Raw genomic sequence first — 15435 nt, 5'->3', positions numbered from 1 at the left:
CGTTCCGCTTAATTTGCAAAATGGGAACGTTCCCGAAACCCGGCGACGATCACATAAATCGCCCGAGCGAGATTAATTGAGGGCGGCGGGAATCACGATCTGGCGGGGATCGACGCTGCCGGCGATCTGCTCGATCAACTGCCGGGCGGCCCGGCGTCCGGACTCGGCATAGCCCGGATCGACGGTCAAGATTTCCGGGTGGAGAAACTTCATCAGCGGCGTGCTGCCGACGCTGGCGAGCTGCAGCGCATCGCGACCCTGCTGCTGGAGGTACTTGCTGGCGCCGAGGGCGAGGGTATCCGTCGCGCAGACCAGGGCGCTGGTTTCAGCCGTCAGCACGCTGGCGACGGTGTCATATCCCTGCTTCATGCCCAGCCCCGGCAGGGCGGCGGTGGGCGTCAGACGATGCTTTTTACAGAAGGCGAGGTAGGCCAGATGGCGGCGTTCGCCGGTGGTGACGTCGCTGTGCGGTACGCCAAGAAAACTGATGTGGCGGTGTCCGCGATCGTAGAGCCGCTGCATCAGCAGCGTGATGGCCCCCTCGTCGTCATAGCACACCGAGGCGAAGCCGGGAGCGTCGCGGGCCATCAGCACCAGGGTGTCGCGCCAGGGGGCGAGCATCGCTTCGTCGATGCCGGTAAAACCGAACAGCACCACGCCGTCAATATTGCGCCGGGCGAGCATGCCGAGATGCTCCTCCACCAACGCCGGGGAGAACTGGCTCTCCATCATAATCGGATCGTAACCCTGCTCATAAAAGGCGGGCAGCATGGTCTGCACGGCAAGGTTTTCCGACAGCGAATCGAGACGGGTGACGATAATCGCCACCACTTTATCGCTCTGGCCGCGCATGGCGCGGGCGGAACGGGAGGGCGAGAAACCGTGCTGCTGCATCACCGCTTCGACGCGCTCGCGGGTCCGTTCGCTGACCCCGCTCTCGTTGTTAAGGACGCGGGATACCGTCGATTTCCCTACGCCGCTTAAGCGCGCGATATCTTTGATGGTCAGCCGGTTCTGCATGCGGAATTCTCGTCAGGGATGGTAGAAGTGAGCCTAATGCTACTCAACCAAACCGCAATGAGCAAAGTCTGGTTTACGTTCGGTTTAGTTGCGCGGGTTTATCATCGCCATTATTGCCACACAATCCTCAGCGAGGGCGCTATAATTCGCGCCGTTTATATTCACTTACCGGAGATAGTTATGGACCCCGATCCCACTCCTCATCCTCGATGGAGCAACCTTTCTTTCCGGTAAGCCTGTTTAACACTGCTTTACCGGAAAGCGTAAAGCAGTGACGTCCTTGATGTCCCTGCCATAAAAATAACATGCCTGACAGGTAGGTTTTGCTACGCCCGTCGGCAACGCTGCGTTCGCTTTGGCGAGCGCGGAGGGACTGTTTATGCTGAAAAATTATACCCGGCAGCTGTTCGCGCAGCTTAGCCGCCATCTGCCACGTCGTTTAGTCCAGCGCGATCCGCTGCCGGACGCCCGCCATCTGGCGAGTGGCCCCATTCCTGAATCGCTTGGTCAGCATTGCCTGAACGTGGCGGCGATGGACGACCAGGAGATCTGGCGCGCCTTTGACAGCCACCCTGAAGGGCTCAATGAAGGCGAAGTGGCGGCGAAAATTCTCAAACATGGTGACAACCAGATCCCGGCGCAGAAGCCCTCCCCGTGGTGGGTGCATCTGTGGACCTGCTATCGCAACCCGTTCAACCTGCTGCTGACGGTGCTCGGCATCGTCTCCTATTCCACCGAGGATCTGTTCGCCGCCGGGGTTATCGCCCTGATGGTGGGGATCTCGACATTGCTCAATTTCATCCAGGAGGCGCGCTCGACCAAAGCGGCGGATGCGCTGAAGGCGATGGTGAGCAACACCGCCACCGTGCTGCGGGTGGTGAACGAGCAGGGGGAGAGCCGCTGGCTGGAGCTGCCTATCGACCAGCTGGTGCCGGGCGACATTATCCGGTTGTCGGCGGGGGATATGATCCCGGCGGACCTGCGTATCCTGCAGGCACGGGATTTATTCGTCGCCCAGGCCTCGCTGACCGGCGAATCGCTGCCGGTGGAGAAAGTGGCCCGCAGCCGCGATCCGCTGCAGCAAAACCCGCTGGAGTGCGACACCCTGTGCTTTATGGGCACCAACGTGGTGAGCGGCTCGGCGCAGGCCATCGTCTTCGCCACCGGCGGCCGCACCTGGTTTGGCCAGCTGGCCGGCCGCGTCAGTGAACAGGAGAGCGAGCCGAACGCCTTTCAGAAAGGCATCAGCCGGGTCAGCATGCTGCTGATCCGCTTTATGCTGGTGATGGCCCCGGTGGTGCTGCTGATCAATGGCTACACCAAAGGCGACTGGTGGGAGGCGGCGCTATTCGCGCTGTCGGTGGCGGTCGGCTTGACGCCGGAGATGCTGCCGATGATCGTCACTTCGACGCTGGCGCGCGGGGCGGTGAAGCTGTCGAAGCAAAAGGTCATCGTGAAGCACCTCGACGCCATTCAGAATTTCGGCGCGATGGACATCCTCTGCACTGATAAAACCGGCACCCTGACCCAGGATAAGATTGTGCTGGAGAACCATACCGACGTCTCCGGCAAGGTCTGCGAGCGGGTACTGCATGCCGCCTGGCTTAACAGCCACTACCAGACCGGCCTGAAAAACCTGCTCGACACCGCGGTGCTGGAGGGCGTTGAGCTGGATGCCGCCCGCGGGCTGGCGGAACGCTGGCAGAAGGTGGATGAGATACCCTTCGACTTCGAACGCCGCCGCATGTCGGTGGTGGTGAAGGAGGATGACGCCGCGCATCAGCTGATCTGCAAAGGGGCGCTGCAGGAGATCCTCAACGTCTCGACCCAGGTGCGCTACAACGGCGATATCGTACCGCTGGACGACACCATGCTGCGCCGCATTCGCCGGGTGACCGATACCCTCAACCGGCAGGGGCTGCGGGTGGTGGCGGTGGCGACTAAATACCTGCCGGCCCGCGAAGGCGACTACCAGCGCGCCGATGAGTCGGACCTGATCCTTGAAGGTTACATCGCCTTCCTCGATCCGCCGAAAGAGACCACCGCCCCGGCGCTGAAGGCGCTGAAGGCCAGCGGCATCACGGTGAAGATCCTCACCGGCGACAGCGAGCTGGTGGCGGCGAAGGTGTGCCATGAAGTGGGACTGGATGCTGGCGAAGTGGTGATTGGCAGCCAGATCGAAGCCATGAGCGACGACGAACTGGCGGCGCTGGCCAAACGCACCACGCTGTTCGCCCGCCTGGCGCCGCTGCATAAAGAGCGTATCGTGACGCTGCTCAAGCGTGAAGGTCACGTGGTGGGCTTTATGGGCGACGGCATCAACGACGCCCCGGCGCTGCGCGCGGCGGATATCGGCATCTCGGTCGACGGCGCGGTGGATATCGCCCGCGAGGCGGCGGATATCATTCTGCTGGAGAAGAGCCTGATGGTGCTGGAGGAGGGGGTAATCGAAGGCCGCCGCACCTTCGCCAACATGCTCAAGTACATCAAAATGACCGCCAGCTCCAACTTCGGCAACGTTTTCAGCGTGCTGGTGGCCAGCGCCTTCCTGCCGTTTCTGCCGATGCTGCCGCTGCACCTGTTGATTCAGAACCTGCTGTACGATGTCTCCCAGGTGGCGATCCCGTTTGATAACGTCGATGATGAGCAGATCCGCAAGCCGCAGCGCTGGAACCCGGCCGATCTCGGGCGCTTTATGGTCTTCTTTGGACCGATCAGCTCGATTTTCGATATCCTCACCTTCGGCCTGATGTGGTGGGGGTTCCACGCCAATACCGTGGAGATGCAGACCCTGTTCCAGTCCGGCTGGTTTATCGAAGGGCTGCTGTCGCAAACGCTGATTGTGCACATGATCCGCACCCGGCGCATTCCGTTCGTTCAGAGCCGGGCCGCCTGGCCGCTGTTCGCCATGACCCTGGTGGTGATGGCGGTGGGTATCGCGCTGCCGTTCTCGCCGCTGGCGAGCTACCTGCAGCTGCAGGCCCTGCCGCTGAGCTACTTCCCATGGCTGGTAGCGATCCTGGCGGGCTATATGGTGCTGACCCAGGCCGTGAAGGGCTTCTACAGCCGCCGCTACGGCTGGCAGTGAGGGACGCGTTTTCGGATGACCCACGTAAAAAAGGCAGCCACTGGCTGCCTTTTTTCATGCCGAGGTTAGCGATCAGCGACGCACGGCGATGGCTTCGATCTCGATCTTCACGTCTTTCGGCAGACGTGCGACTTCAACGCAGGAGCGCGCCGGGAAGGTGGCGTTATGCTCGGTGAAGAACGCTTCGTAGGTGGCGTTAACGGTAGCGAAATCGTTGAGATCTTTGACGAATACGGTGGTCTTGACGATATCGCCGACGGTGAGGCCTGCGGCTTCAACGATCGCTTTCACGTTGTTCAGCGACTGGCGCGCCTGCGCGGACACGTCTTCCGGGACGCTGCCGGTTTTCGGGTCGACCGGGATCTGGCCAGAGGTGATGATCATGCTGCCGAGGTCAACGCCCTGAACGTAGGGGCCAATCGCCGCTGGTGCATTTTCCGTCGCAATAGTTTTGCTCATGTTATCTCCAGATGAACTGAGTAATGTTACGCAAAATCATTCAGGTTGCCGCCAGGCGGTAAGCGCTGTATCGCCGGCGCAGACGCCGCCTGAAGGACGAAGCGTAGGGTGGTAGCCATTATAGGGAGGCCTACCACCAATACCAACCGCATTTAGTTGGCCAGCACCACATAATGAGAAAACTCTTTTTCGCAGTATTTGCATTTGAGTGCGATGTCATCAGCGCGTTTTTTCACTGCAAAACTGGAAGAAACCGGTTCGGCGTGGCTGATACAGTTGCTGTTCGGACAGACCAGCACGCTGTCGATACGATCCGGCAGGCTCGGGCGGGATTTGCCCACCACTTCGTAATCATCAATGCGGTTTACCGTCGCCTGCGGGGCGTACAGCGACAGCTGGTTAACCTGCTCGTCGGTTAGGAAGGTGTTCTCGATTTTAATCAAATCCTTGCGGCCCATCTCGCCGGAGGGCAGGTTCAGGCCGATGGTGATGCGCTGGTCGGTTTCGGTCAGTTTGAACAGGGTGAGCAGCTTAAAGCCGACCTGCGCCGGGATATGGTCAATCACGGTGCCGCGTTTGATCGCTTCTACCTGCAGTTTATTGTCGTGTGTCATCTCTCATTCCCCCTTACAGTGCCAGCTCGCTATTCAGTACCAGTGCCAGTAACGCCTGGCGGGCGAAGATGCCGTTACCGGCCTGCTGGAAGTACCAGGCGTGCGGTGTTTTATCGACATCGGTGGTGATTTCGTCAATGCGCGGCAGCGGGTGCAGCACCTTCATATTGGCGCGCGCCCCTTCGAGGTCGGCGGCGCGCAGGACGAACTGCGCTTTGACGTTGGCGTATTCCGACGGATCCAGACGCTCTTTCTGCACGCGGGTCATGTACAGAATATCCACTTCCGCCATCACGTCGTCGATGGCGCTATGCAGGCTCCAGGCGATGCCTTTTTCATCGAGCATATCGAGGATGTACTGCGGCATGGCCAGCGCGTCCGGGGCGATGAAGTAGAAGCGGTTGCCGTTGAATTTGGCCAGCGCCTGGGTCAGGGAGTGGACGGTACGGCCATACTTCAGATCGCCGACCATCGCCACGTTGAGGTTTTCGAGGCGGCCCTGGGTCTCCTGAATGGTGAACAGGTCGAGCAGGGTTTGGGTCGGGTGCTGGTTAGCGCCGTCGCCGGCGTTCAGTACCGGCACGCCGCCGGAGAATTCGGTCGCCAGGCGCGCGGCGCCCTCCTGCGGATGACGCATCACGATGGCGTCGACGTAGGTGCTGATGACGGAGATGGTATCCGCCAGCGTTTCCCCTTTTTTGCCCAGTGAGGTGTTGGCGCTGTCGGAAAAGCCGACCACGCTGGCGCCCAGGCGGTGCATCGAGGTTTCAAAAGAGAGGCGGGTGCGGGTCGAGGCTTCAAAGAAGCAGCTGGCGATAACCTTATGCTTCAGCAGCTCGGGTTGTGGATTGGCTTTCAGCTTTGCCGCCGTCGCCAGCACCAGTTCGAGGTCTTCGCGGCTGAGATCGTTTATGGAAATGATATGTTTTTGATATAGCGGGTTAGCCATGCTTATCTCCTGACGCCTGGGCAAAAAAAAAGCCCCTTAAATAAGGGGCTTCGGGAATCCAATGAGCAACGGAAAGAAAAACGGCAGGCCAGCGTCTGCATTGAGACGCGCTAAGACAGAATGTCGTACGCAATTGGCCATGCTTCCTCCCGGCAAAACGACTGGCATTATACGCAGACCGTTATGACGATCAAGCGATTCATTCACAAACAGGTAATCGTTTGCCTGTCGAAAAGTGCGCCAGCGCAAAGAAGCGTGAAACTGTACTGGTATGGCAGCCGCGATGGGGGTATAAAACAAAGAAATGAAATGCTGTTTTATATTTGAGGTTAGCAATGATTATTGGCAATATCCACCATCTGCAGCCATGGCTGCCTGCCGCGCTGCGCGAGGCTATCGAACAGGTTATCGCTCAGGTCAGCGAGGCGACGCCGCTGGGTAAACACGCTATCGACGGCGACAACCTGTTTTATCTGATTTCTGAAGACACCACCGAGCCGCAGGCCGCGCGCCGCGCGGAATACCATGCTCGCTATCTCGATATCCAGATTGTGCTCCGCGGCAGCGAGGGGATGACCTTCAGCACCTTGCCGCCAGGAGAGCCGCAGACCGACTGGCTGGCGGAGAAAGACATCGCTTTTCTTGCCGAAGGCCAGCAGGAGAAAACGGTGATCCTTAACGAAGGGGACTTTGTGGTGTTTTATCCCGGCGAAGTGCATAAACCGCTGTGCGCCGTTGGCGCCCCGGCGAAGGTGCGCAAAGCGGTGGTGAAGATGCTGATGGTTTAGTTGACGAGCTTTTTTACCCAGAGCTAGCAATTGTCATATTGTGACAATTGCTATTCTTTGTTTTTCCTGGCTATTCCCGCTTTTTTACTTCTTATTCCCTCTCATTTGCTGCTTCAGCCAAACGCTCATACCGAGCGCATTGTGCAAATTTTGATGGCGATCTCATTAATACGTTATATAACGTATTAATGTTGTTTCCGCTAATTTGAACAATCAATAATGAGATCTGGAGTTCTTACTGTATGAATACTAAAGAAATAATTAATGCCGTTGCTAAAGAGATAGAAGACAAAGGCGGAATCCGCCAAGTGTTCCTTGTTGCCTGCGGCGGGTCATTAGTGGATATGTATCCGGCTAAGTACTTCCTGGATAGCGAGGCGACGAAGCTTCATGTCGGCATGTATACCGCCAATGAGTTTGTCTACACGACGCCGAAAACGTTAGGGGAGAATTCGCTGGTTATCGTCTGTTCGCACGGGGGCAACACGCCGGAATCCGTCGCTGCGGCTAAGCTTGCTCAACAGCATCAAGCGCATACTATTACGCTGACTCACAACGCTCAGGCACAGTTGATCGAATACGCCAGTCACAACATTCTCTATGCCTGGGGTAACGATACCAATGTGGTCGATAATCCGATGGCGATTATCCTCAACCTGTGCGTTGATACGTTGCAGCAGGTGGAAGGTTTCAATAATTACGCTGATTTCCAACAGGGAATGACCCAAATTAATGGCGTCATTGCTCATGGCCGTCAGCAGGTTGCGGATCGCTGCCAGCGTTTTGCCCAAAAATATCAAGATGAAAAGCTCTTCTATATCCTCTCCAGCGGAGCTTCTTATGGCCATGCTTATGGTTTTGCTATCTGCTCACTAATGGAAATGCAATGGCTACATGCCGCACCTATTCACTCCGGTGAGTACTTCCACGGACCTTTTGAAGTTACGAATAAAGAGACGCCGTTTATTTTATTGATGAACGAAGGCCGTACGCGGGCGATGGATGAGCGAGCTTTGGCCTTCCTCACCAAGTATGCAGAAAAAGTGGAAGTCGTTGATGCTAAAGAACTGGGCATCGGGGTTCTTCCTCCGTCAGTCGTGGAGTTTTTCAACCCGGTACTGTTTTACAGCATCATGTGTGAATATCGTTCTGCGCTTGCCGACATTCGCCAGCATCCATTGGATACCCGCCGCTATATGGGGCTGGTGGAATACTAAGGGGAATTATGATGAATGTGATTGGAATTGGCGATAACGTCGTCGATAAATATGTTCATACTCAGACTATGTATCCCGGTGGAAATGCGCTGAACTTTGCCGCTTATGCGGCCATGCTGGGGCACAATGCGGCCTATTTGGGGATTTTTGGTAATGATGCCGCTGCGGAACACGTTATGCAGGTGCTGGATAAAGTTGGCGTCAAGTGGCCACACTGTCTGCAGGTGGCAGGAGAGAACGGCTGCGCACAGCTGAAAATCGAAGAGGGAGAACGGATATTTCTTGGTTCGAACGCCGGGGGTATTCGCAAGACAACTTCGATGGATTTTATTTTTCAGCATGAGCAATACCTGCGTGAGTTTGATCTGATCCATAGCGGCTGTTATAGCTACATGGAGACGCACTTACCTCAGTTACGCGAGCTCAACATTCCTGTCTCTTTCGATTTTTCAGATGACTTTGTACTGGAGCAGGCGCTGCCGCTGTGCCGTTACGTCGACTTCGCCTTCTTCTCATGCGCCGACTACAGCCTGGCGCAAACACGTGAAATTGTGCAACAAGCGCAGGCCAGCGGAAGTCGCATTGTCTGCGCGACGCGTGGAGATGAAGGCGCGATTTTATTTGACGGGCAGGATTGGTATCAGCAGGCGCCCGATTACGTCACTCCCGTCGATACAATGGGTGCAGGTGATGCTTTTATTACCGCTTTCATTTGCCATTTTCTGGCCCAACCTACGGGTAACAAGCGCGAAGCGATTACCAAGAGCCTGCAAAAAGCAGCAGCTTTCTCGGCACAAATTTGCCTGAAAGAAGGGGCATTTGGCTACGGGACTCACTACTAACCTATAACGCCATCTCTCATTTTTCCGTACTGATTTCCGTCCGCTAGCCGGGCGGAAAGGGGGATTCCTGCGCTTTTTCCGTGAGGAAAGAATTATGCATAGTGATGCTGCTGATTTGATTTTACGTTCTGATGCTATTTTTACTGCTGCCAGAAATGAGCTATTTAGCGGATATGTAGTCATTAAAAACGGCGCTATCGCGGCGATGATAGCGAATGGGGAAGATATTCAAACCTGGAGAGGTGAAAGAACTCGCTTTATCGAACTTGGCGATCGCCTGATTTGTCCCGGATTTTGCGATAATCACACGTTTTTTACCGGCTATATGAGCATGCAGCGTGGCGTCGATCTCCATGCCGCCCGCGATAGTAATCATGCCCTTGAACTATTACAGGATGCAGAAAAACTTCTCCCTGAGGGGAAAAGCCTCTATGGCTGGGGCTGGTCTGCTGCCCGTTGGGGAGCGGTGCCTGATGCCAGACTATTGGATGACGCTTTCCCGCAGAGACCGGTTGTCGCCATTAACGATGACAAAAGCTATTGCTGGATGAACCGTGCCGCCGTGGAGCTTTATGGCTTTACCGCTGAAGAGTGCAGCGCGGAGGCGAGAATCGCATTATTGGATGAGATGCTGTCTGATACCGCACAGTTAAAAAAAGAAATGCGGGCATTTATGGCCCGACTTGCCGGGCAGGGAATCACGGCAATAAAAGACGTTTGTTTCAACGATGCGCCGCAGTTGATGAATGCCTGGGATGAACTGGAAAAAGAGGATGCGCTATTGCTGAGAGTAAGCATTGTTTCTCAGCCCGTATCTGCGCCTGTCGATCTTGCTTTCGGTGAACAGGCCCGACGCCGCTTTCATTCGCCATGGCTGCGGTTTCATGGCTTTAAATTTATGGTCGATGGCGTTATTGCCGATCATACCGGCGATATGATTTACCCCTATGCCGATCGTCCCGGCACGAACAATGAACGACCCGTTGATTATAATGCCCTGCGCCAGCAGGTTTTGTTGGCTGATGCTCGTGGATTCAACTGCTGTATGAATGCGGAGGGCGATGCCGCAATTCGCCGCTGTATTGATATTTTTGCCGAATGCCGTAAGCGTCACCCGCAGAGCGTGGTTAGACATTCTCTGAGCGATCTGGAATGTCCGCATCCAAACGATATTCCCAGAATGGCTGAGCTCGGCCTTTTTGCCGAAGTTTATGCACAAATTCTGCTCCTTAACCCCTGCGAAGCCGAAGCCTATATGCGCGAACGCTATGGGGAAGAGCGCGAAGCGCAATTCTACGATTATGCCGCACTATTTGGGGCTGGCGTGACGGTGACTATTGGCACCGATCTGCCCCTGTTTATTCCTTCTGTTCCTGACTCGATGTATGCCGCCTGCAGTCGTCAGTTCCCTGATGGTTCACCCGTGAATGGCTGGTACCGCGAACGCGGAATGACCCGACAACAGCTCTTAACGGCATGGACGCTGAATAGTGCTCGACACCACGGCATGGAAGAGATGACCGGTAGCCTTGAGCCGGGAAAACGCGCGGATATCGCGGTTTTTGACCGTAATTTGTTGAGCTGCCCGAATGATGAGTTACGGACTTCTACCGTTGTACTGACCCTGGTGGATGGCCGTATTACCCATGACCTTCTGTAACTCTAAAAATGCCGAAAGACGGCAAACATAATATAAACATCTTATCGAGGCGGATTATGCGTATTGCAAAAATAAAGTGGGCGATGCCACACTGCTACGCTCTGATTTTCTTCATTATTATATTAGTAGCGCTGCTGACATGGTGTATTCCCAGCGGCAGTTTTGATTATCACTCAGTGACCTTACCCGGCGGTGAAACGAAAACATTAGTGATCCCAGGGTCTTATCATCTGCTGGACAAAGTCAGCAGCGAGGGCGATTTACGTCAGGGTATTGCCGCCGTACTGGCCGCGCCGATGGAGGGGATTATCAAGGCCGCCGACGTAGTGGCGTTTGTGCTCATTGTTGGTGGCGCTTTTGGCATTATTTTACGTACTGGCGCAATTGAGCGGGGGCTGGTGGCGCTGGCTGAACGCCTGGCAGGTAAAGGAATTTTGGTTATCCCTATCGCAATGACCTTGTTTAGCCTGGGAGGCGCGACTTTTGGTATGAGCGAGGAGGTGATCCCCCTGTATGCGATCTTTATCTCCCTGATGTTCGCGCTGGGTTATGACTCAATGACTGCGATCCTGATTCTTTTTCTGGGAACCCAGATTGGCTACGTTGGCGCAATGACCAATCCGTTCTCTGTACTCATTGCCCAGGGCGTAGCGGGTATTCAGGGAAATCCGCAGCTTTGGCTACGTGCTATTGCATGGCTGGTCTTCACGCTACTGGCGATTGCTTACACCATGTGGTACGCGCACCGTGTTAAACGCACTCCGCAAAAGTCGCCGGTATATGAAAATGATTGTCGCAACCGCGAGCAGTTTTTGTCGATACAGGATACGTCGGTCCATTTTTCCATCGCCGATCGGGTAATTATCATCGCCTTTGTGCTGGCGCTGGCCGTCATCTCATGGGGGTTAATCACGCGTGGCTGGTACATGGTTGAGATCGGCTCTGTGTTCCTGGCTCTGGGGCTGTTTTCCGGGATCGTCGGGCGCATGGGCATTAGCGGGATGGCCGACAGCTTTGTCGAAGGGTGCAAAGAGTTTGTCTACGCCGCCGTAGTCATAGGTCTTGCGCGCGGTATTCTGGTGGTGGCGGAGAACGGACGAATTATCGATACGTTGCTATTTGGTTTGTCTGAAATGCTGGAAGGGTTGCCGCAGTATGCGTTTACCACTCTGATGCTATTAGGGCATAACGTCATCACTTTTTTTGTGCCCTCATCTTCGGGCGAGGCCGCGCTCACTATGCCCGTGCTGGCGCCGTTAGGCGATTTGGTTGGTATCAATAAAGAGGCGATGGTGATGGCTTATCAATTTGGCAATGGCCTGACGAACCTGGTCTCTCCTACCGGCGGTGTATTGCTGGCTGGGTTGTCTATTGCGCGCATTGGGTTTGGTCAGTGGTTAAAGGCCATTGCGCCGCTGTTTCCGGTGCTGTGGATAGTTAGCGCTGCTTTTGCTGCGATTTCGGCCTGGGTCTGAAGGATATGCGCGCCGTCGTAGTTTGATGTGCGCGCTTCGATTATAATCCTGCTTCGCATTAATGGCCGTGCTGGTACCTCTTTTATGTCGAATTTTGGACTGCAACAGAATACTTCCGTACCGTTATACAGGCAGCTTAAAGATAAAATCCTCAGCGATATTTCTTCCGGGAAACTCGCTGAAGGAGAGAAAATCCCCACCGAGATTGAGCTCAGCGAACTCTACAATATCAGCCGTATTACAGTGCGCAACGCAGTGAAAGAGCTGGTAGCAGAAGGCTATTTGGTAAAAAAGCAGGGGAAGGGGACTTTTGTCTGTCTGCCTAAAATTGAGCGTAAAGTTGTTCACTTACTTAGCTTTACTGCCGCATGCGATGCTAACCATCTACCAACCCATAGCGTAGTGACTCGTCGTGAGATTCTGCAGGACTATCGTAATGCGCGTCAGCTTCTTGAGCTTGAGAGCGATGATTCCGTGCTTTATATCCAACGCCTTAGGATCGCTGGCGATGCGCCGTTAATGTTAGAGAATAATTACTACTCTCTGAAACGATTAGGTTTTTTACAGCAGGAGGATCTTAGCGGGTCGCTGTATCAGCTATTGCGTGAAAAATATGCGATCGTGCCTACCTATGCGGGTGAAACGACAGTAGAAATGGTGCGTGCGGATTCTGACAGCGCACCGCTGCTGAAGCAACCGCCCGGCGAACCGTTATTCCTGATGAAAACGCTAATTCTGGATAGCCAGCATCAGCCTATTCATTATGGAGAACAGTATATCGTCGCCGAGCGTTACACGTTTAGTTTCTGATTTCAGCGTGAAAGCGTCGCCACCATCACCGCTTTGATGGTGTGCATCCGGTTTTCCGCCTGGTCGAAGACCACGCTCGCCGCCGACTCAAACACCTCGTCAGTCACCTCCATGCCGCCGTGCAGGCCGTAATCGGCAGCCATCTGTTTGCCCAGCGTGGTCTGATCGTCGTGGAACGCCGGCAGGCAGTGGAGGAACTTGACCTGCGGGTTGCCGGTGAGCGCCAGCATCGCGCTGTTAACCTGATAGTCGCGCAGCAGGGCGATACGTTCGGCCCATTTTTCCTTCGCCTCGCCCATTGAGACCCAGACGTCGGTATAGATAAAATCGGCGCCTTTCACCCCCGCGGCGATATCTTCCGTCAGGGTGATGTTGCCGCCCTGCTGTTTGGCCAGCGCGGTGCAGGTCTCCACCAGCGCGGCCTCCGGCCAGCAGGCCGATGGCGCCACCAGGCGCAGATCCAGACCGGTCAAGGCGGCGGCTTCCAGCATCGAATTGCCCATGTTGTTGCGCGCGTCGCCGGCGTAGACCAGCGTCATCTGGTTAAAGGCTTTGCCCGGCAGATGCTCTTTCATGGTCAGCAGGTCCGCCAGCAGCTGGGTGGGGTGGAACTCGTTGGTGAGGCCGTTCCACACCGGCACGCCGGCGTATTGCGCCAGGGTCTCTACCACTTCCTGGCCGTGGCCGCGGTACTGAATGCCGTCGTACATCCGTCCGAGCACGCGGGCGGTGTCCTTGATCGACTCTTTATGGCCAATCTGGCTGCCGCTGGGCCCCAGATAGGTCACGCGGGCGCCTTGATCGTATGCGGCAACTTCGAAAGAGCATCGTGTACGGGTTGAGTCTTTTTCGAAGATGAGCGCGATGTTTTTTCCTGCCAGTTTCTGGACTTCGATACCGTTTTTCTTATCGGCTTTCAGCTTTGCCGCCAGCTCGAGCAGGGCGGTGATTTCTGCAGGCGTAAAATCGAGTAACTTTAAAAAATGCTTCTGGTAAAACGCAGACATGGTTCCCTCACCTGGCATAGGCCACTAATTGAATTAAAATTCAATTTATATGTATGAATATTCATTTGCAAGTCTGTGATCGAAATCTTTCACTGAGAAGTGGAGGCAATGACGGCGGTATGTGACAATAGGGATAACTGCCGCACATTATGAGGAACGAGCCATGGCAAACCCGGAACACCTGGAAGAACAGCGTGAAGAGACGCGTCTGATTATCGAAGAGCTGCTGGAAGATGGCAGCGATCCGGACGCACTGTACACGATTGAGCATCACCTCTCTGCAGACGATTTCGAAACCCTGGAGAAAGTGGCGGTTGAAGCGTTCAAGCTGGGCTACGAAGTGACCGAGCCCGAAGAGCTGGAAGTGGAAGAGGGTGACATGGTCATCTGCTGCGATATTCTGAGCGAATGCGCGCTGAACGCAGACCTGATCGATGCCCAGGTGGAACAGCTGATGACGCTGGCAGAAAAATATGACGTCGAGTATGACGGTTGGGGCACCTATTATGAGGACCCGAACGGTGAAGACGGCGACGACGATGACGAAGAGTATGTCGATGAAGACGACGATGGTGTTCGCCACTAAGTCGCAAATGTCGTAGATGGATACGGCGGCGCCTGCCGCCGTATAGCAAGGAACTTTCATGGATTACCCGCAGATTCTTTCCCCGATTATCAACTTCCTGCACTGCCCGACGCCGCAGGCGTGGATTGACGAAGCCCGCAAGCCGGAAAACCTGCCGCTGCTGCTGACCGACCATATGGTGTGCGAGCTGAAAGCGGCGCAGAACGCCATGCTGCTGGTGCGTCGCTACGTCGCGGATAAAGCTGACGCCGACGAACTGTTGGCCTGCCTGAAGCCGTACGAAGACTTCACCTACCGCCGGGGGCCGGAGCCGGATTTTGTCGCCCTGCATAAACGGATCAACAAAAGCGCCATGCCGCAGACCGACGACCCGTGGGGCCGCCAGCTGCTGGACAGCATGATTTTGTTGATTAAAGAGGAACTGCATCACTTCTGGCAGGTGCGGGAGATGATGCTGGCGCGCGATATCCCCTACGTCAAAATCACCGCCAGCAACTATGCCCGCGGCCTGCGGCGCGAAGTGCGCTCGCATGAGCCGGTGATGCTGATCGATAAGCTGATCTGCGGCGCCTATATCGAGGCCCGCTCCTGCGAACGCTTTGCCGCCCTGGCGCCGTGGCTGGACGACGATCTGCAGAAGTTCTACCTGTCGCTGCTGCGCTCCGAGGCGCGTCACTATCAGGACTATCTGGATCTGGCGCAGAAGATTGCCGGAGAAGATATCAGCGAGCGGGTGCGCCAGCTCGGCGAGGCGGAAGCGGCGCTGATCCTCCGTCCGGAGGCCGAGTTCCGCTTTCACAGCGGTGTGCCGGTAGCGGCGTAACCCACGATATTCGGGCCCGGTAGTCACTAACACCGGCAGTTTCAGTAGCCATGGGGAGAGAGATAGCGTTGAGAGCTTCAGCTCGCAATGGTACGGG

At 55.6% G+C, this 15435-nt stretch carries 17 protein-coding genes; 10 read left to right on the top strand and 7 right to left on the bottom strand.

What is annotated here, in order from left to right:
- Window positions 1–72 precede the first annotated feature (72 nt).
- Window positions 73–1020 carry a trehalose operon repressor TreR gene (gene treR, locus AB1E37_RS22780; RefSeq protein ID WP_004192384.1) on the bottom strand — a complete coding sequence of 316 codons (948 nt, stop codon included), beginning with the start codon at window positions 1018–1020 and terminating at the stop codon, window positions 73–75.
- Between the two features lie 18 nt (window positions 1021–1038).
- Here treR and mgtL point away from each other — a divergent pair, with 18 nt between their 5' ends.
- Complete coding sequence (mgtL, locus tag AB1E37_RS22775; protein ID WP_219620685.1) at window positions 1039–1254, top strand: mgtA regulatory leader peptide MgtL; 216 nt, start codon at window positions 1039–1041, stop codon at window positions 1252–1254.
- Between the two features lie 145 nt (window positions 1255–1399).
- Entirely contained in the window at window positions 1400–4108 is a 2709-nt protein-coding gene (mgtA, locus tag AB1E37_RS22770) for a magnesium-translocating P-type ATPase (RefSeq protein WP_204752475.1), read from the top strand.
- Between the two features lie 72 nt (window positions 4109–4180).
- On the opposite strand, the gene ridA is transcribed toward mgtA, so the two are convergent.
- The 5 genes from ridA to AB1E37_RS22745 form a co-directional block, all read right to left on the bottom strand.
- The gene (ridA, locus tag AB1E37_RS22765; protein ID WP_002886926.1) at window positions 4181–4567 is read right to left on the bottom strand and encodes a 2-iminobutanoate/2-iminopropanoate deaminase; all 387 of its coding nucleotides are present in this window, start codon (window positions 4565–4567) and stop codon (window positions 4181–4183) included.
- Window positions 4568–4719: 152 nt separating this feature from the next.
- Entirely contained in the window at window positions 4720–5181 is a 462-nt protein-coding gene (gene pyrI / locus AB1E37_RS22760) for an aspartate carbamoyltransferase regulatory subunit (protein WP_002886927.1), read from the bottom strand.
- 13 nt (window positions 5182–5194) lie between these two features.
- Window positions 5195–6130 carry an aspartate carbamoyltransferase gene (gene pyrB / locus AB1E37_RS22755; protein ID WP_002886928.1) on the bottom strand — a complete coding sequence of 312 codons (936 nt, stop codon included), beginning with the start codon at window positions 6128–6130 and terminating at the stop codon, window positions 5195–5197.
- A gap of 2 nt (window positions 6131–6132) precedes the next feature.
- A complete protein-coding gene (locus tag AB1E37_RS22750; RefSeq protein ID WP_227650304.1) occupies window positions 6133–6192 on the bottom strand; it encodes a pyrBI operon leader peptide in 60 nt (19 codons plus the stop codon).
- A complete protein-coding gene (locus tag AB1E37_RS22745) occupies window positions 6167–6271 on the bottom strand; it encodes a pyrBI operon leader peptide (protein WP_002886930.1) in 105 nt (34 codons plus the stop codon). The genes AB1E37_RS22750 and AB1E37_RS22745 overlap by 26 nt, the downstream gene beginning before the upstream one ends.
- 194 nt (window positions 6272–6465) lie before the next feature.
- On the opposite strand from AB1E37_RS22745, the gene AB1E37_RS22740 reads away from it, so the two are divergent.
- From AB1E37_RS22740 to AB1E37_RS22715, 6 genes are all read left to right on the top strand, one after another.
- Complete coding sequence (locus AB1E37_RS22740) at window positions 6466–6918, top strand: YhcH/YjgK/YiaL family protein (protein WP_004186717.1); 453 nt, start codon at window positions 6466–6468, stop codon at window positions 6916–6918.
- Between the two features lie 242 nt (window positions 6919–7160).
- Complete coding sequence (locus tag AB1E37_RS22735; protein ID WP_367776870.1) at window positions 7161–8135, top strand: SIS domain-containing protein; 975 nt, start codon at window positions 7161–7163, stop codon at window positions 8133–8135.
- An 11-nt stretch (window positions 8136–8146) separates the two neighbouring features.
- Window positions 8147–8977: a PfkB family carbohydrate kinase gene (locus AB1E37_RS22730; protein WP_004210623.1), complete on the top strand. Its 831-nt coding sequence runs from the start codon at window positions 8147–8149 to the stop codon at window positions 8975–8977.
- Window positions 8978–9071: 94 nt separating this feature from the next.
- The gene (locus tag AB1E37_RS22725; protein ID WP_004186721.1) at window positions 9072–10637 is read left to right on the top strand and encodes an amidohydrolase; all 1566 of its coding nucleotides are present in this window, start codon (window positions 9072–9074) and stop codon (window positions 10635–10637) included.
- Between the two features lie 56 nt (window positions 10638–10693).
- Window positions 10694–12112, top strand: a complete 1419-nt coding sequence (locus AB1E37_RS22720) for a YfcC family protein (RefSeq protein WP_004152274.1) — start codon at window positions 10694–10696, stop codon at window positions 12110–12112.
- A gap of 84 nt (window positions 12113–12196) precedes the next feature.
- On the top strand, window positions 12197–12922 hold the full coding sequence (locus tag AB1E37_RS22715; protein WP_004192370.1) for a GntR family transcriptional regulator: 726 nt from the start codon (window positions 12197–12199) through the stop codon (window positions 12920–12922).
- Window positions 12923–12924: 2 nt separating this feature from the next.
- Here AB1E37_RS22715 and argF read toward each other — a convergent pair whose 3' ends face one another.
- Window positions 12925–13929 (bottom strand): ornithine carbamoyltransferase, encoded by a 1005-nt coding sequence (gene argF / locus AB1E37_RS22710; protein WP_002886946.1) that lies wholly within the window; start codon window positions 13927–13929, stop codon window positions 12925–12927.
- A 163-nt stretch (window positions 13930–14092) separates the two neighbouring features.
- Here argF and rraB point away from each other — a divergent pair, with 163 nt between their 5' ends.
- Both rraB and miaE read left to right on the top strand, forming a co-directional pair.
- Window positions 14093–14515, top strand: a complete 423-nt coding sequence (gene rraB / locus AB1E37_RS22705) for a ribonuclease E inhibitor RraB (RefSeq protein ID WP_002886947.1) — start codon at window positions 14093–14095, stop codon at window positions 14513–14515.
- Between the two features lie 58 nt (window positions 14516–14573).
- Window positions 14574–15338 (top strand): tRNA isopentenyl-2-thiomethyl-A-37 hydroxylase MiaE, encoded by a 765-nt coding sequence (miaE, locus tag AB1E37_RS22700; RefSeq protein WP_004186726.1) that lies wholly within the window; start codon window positions 14574–14576, stop codon window positions 15336–15338.
- The last annotated feature ends 97 nt before the right edge of the window (window positions 15339–15435 follow it).

The organism is Klebsiella sp. Shm-1, from assembly GCF_040804525.1.
Classification (GTDB): domain Bacteria; phylum Pseudomonadota; class Gammaproteobacteria; order Enterobacterales; family Enterobacteriaceae; genus Klebsiella; species Klebsiella pneumoniae.
This window is presented reverse-complemented; position numbering and strand designations above follow the sequence as displayed.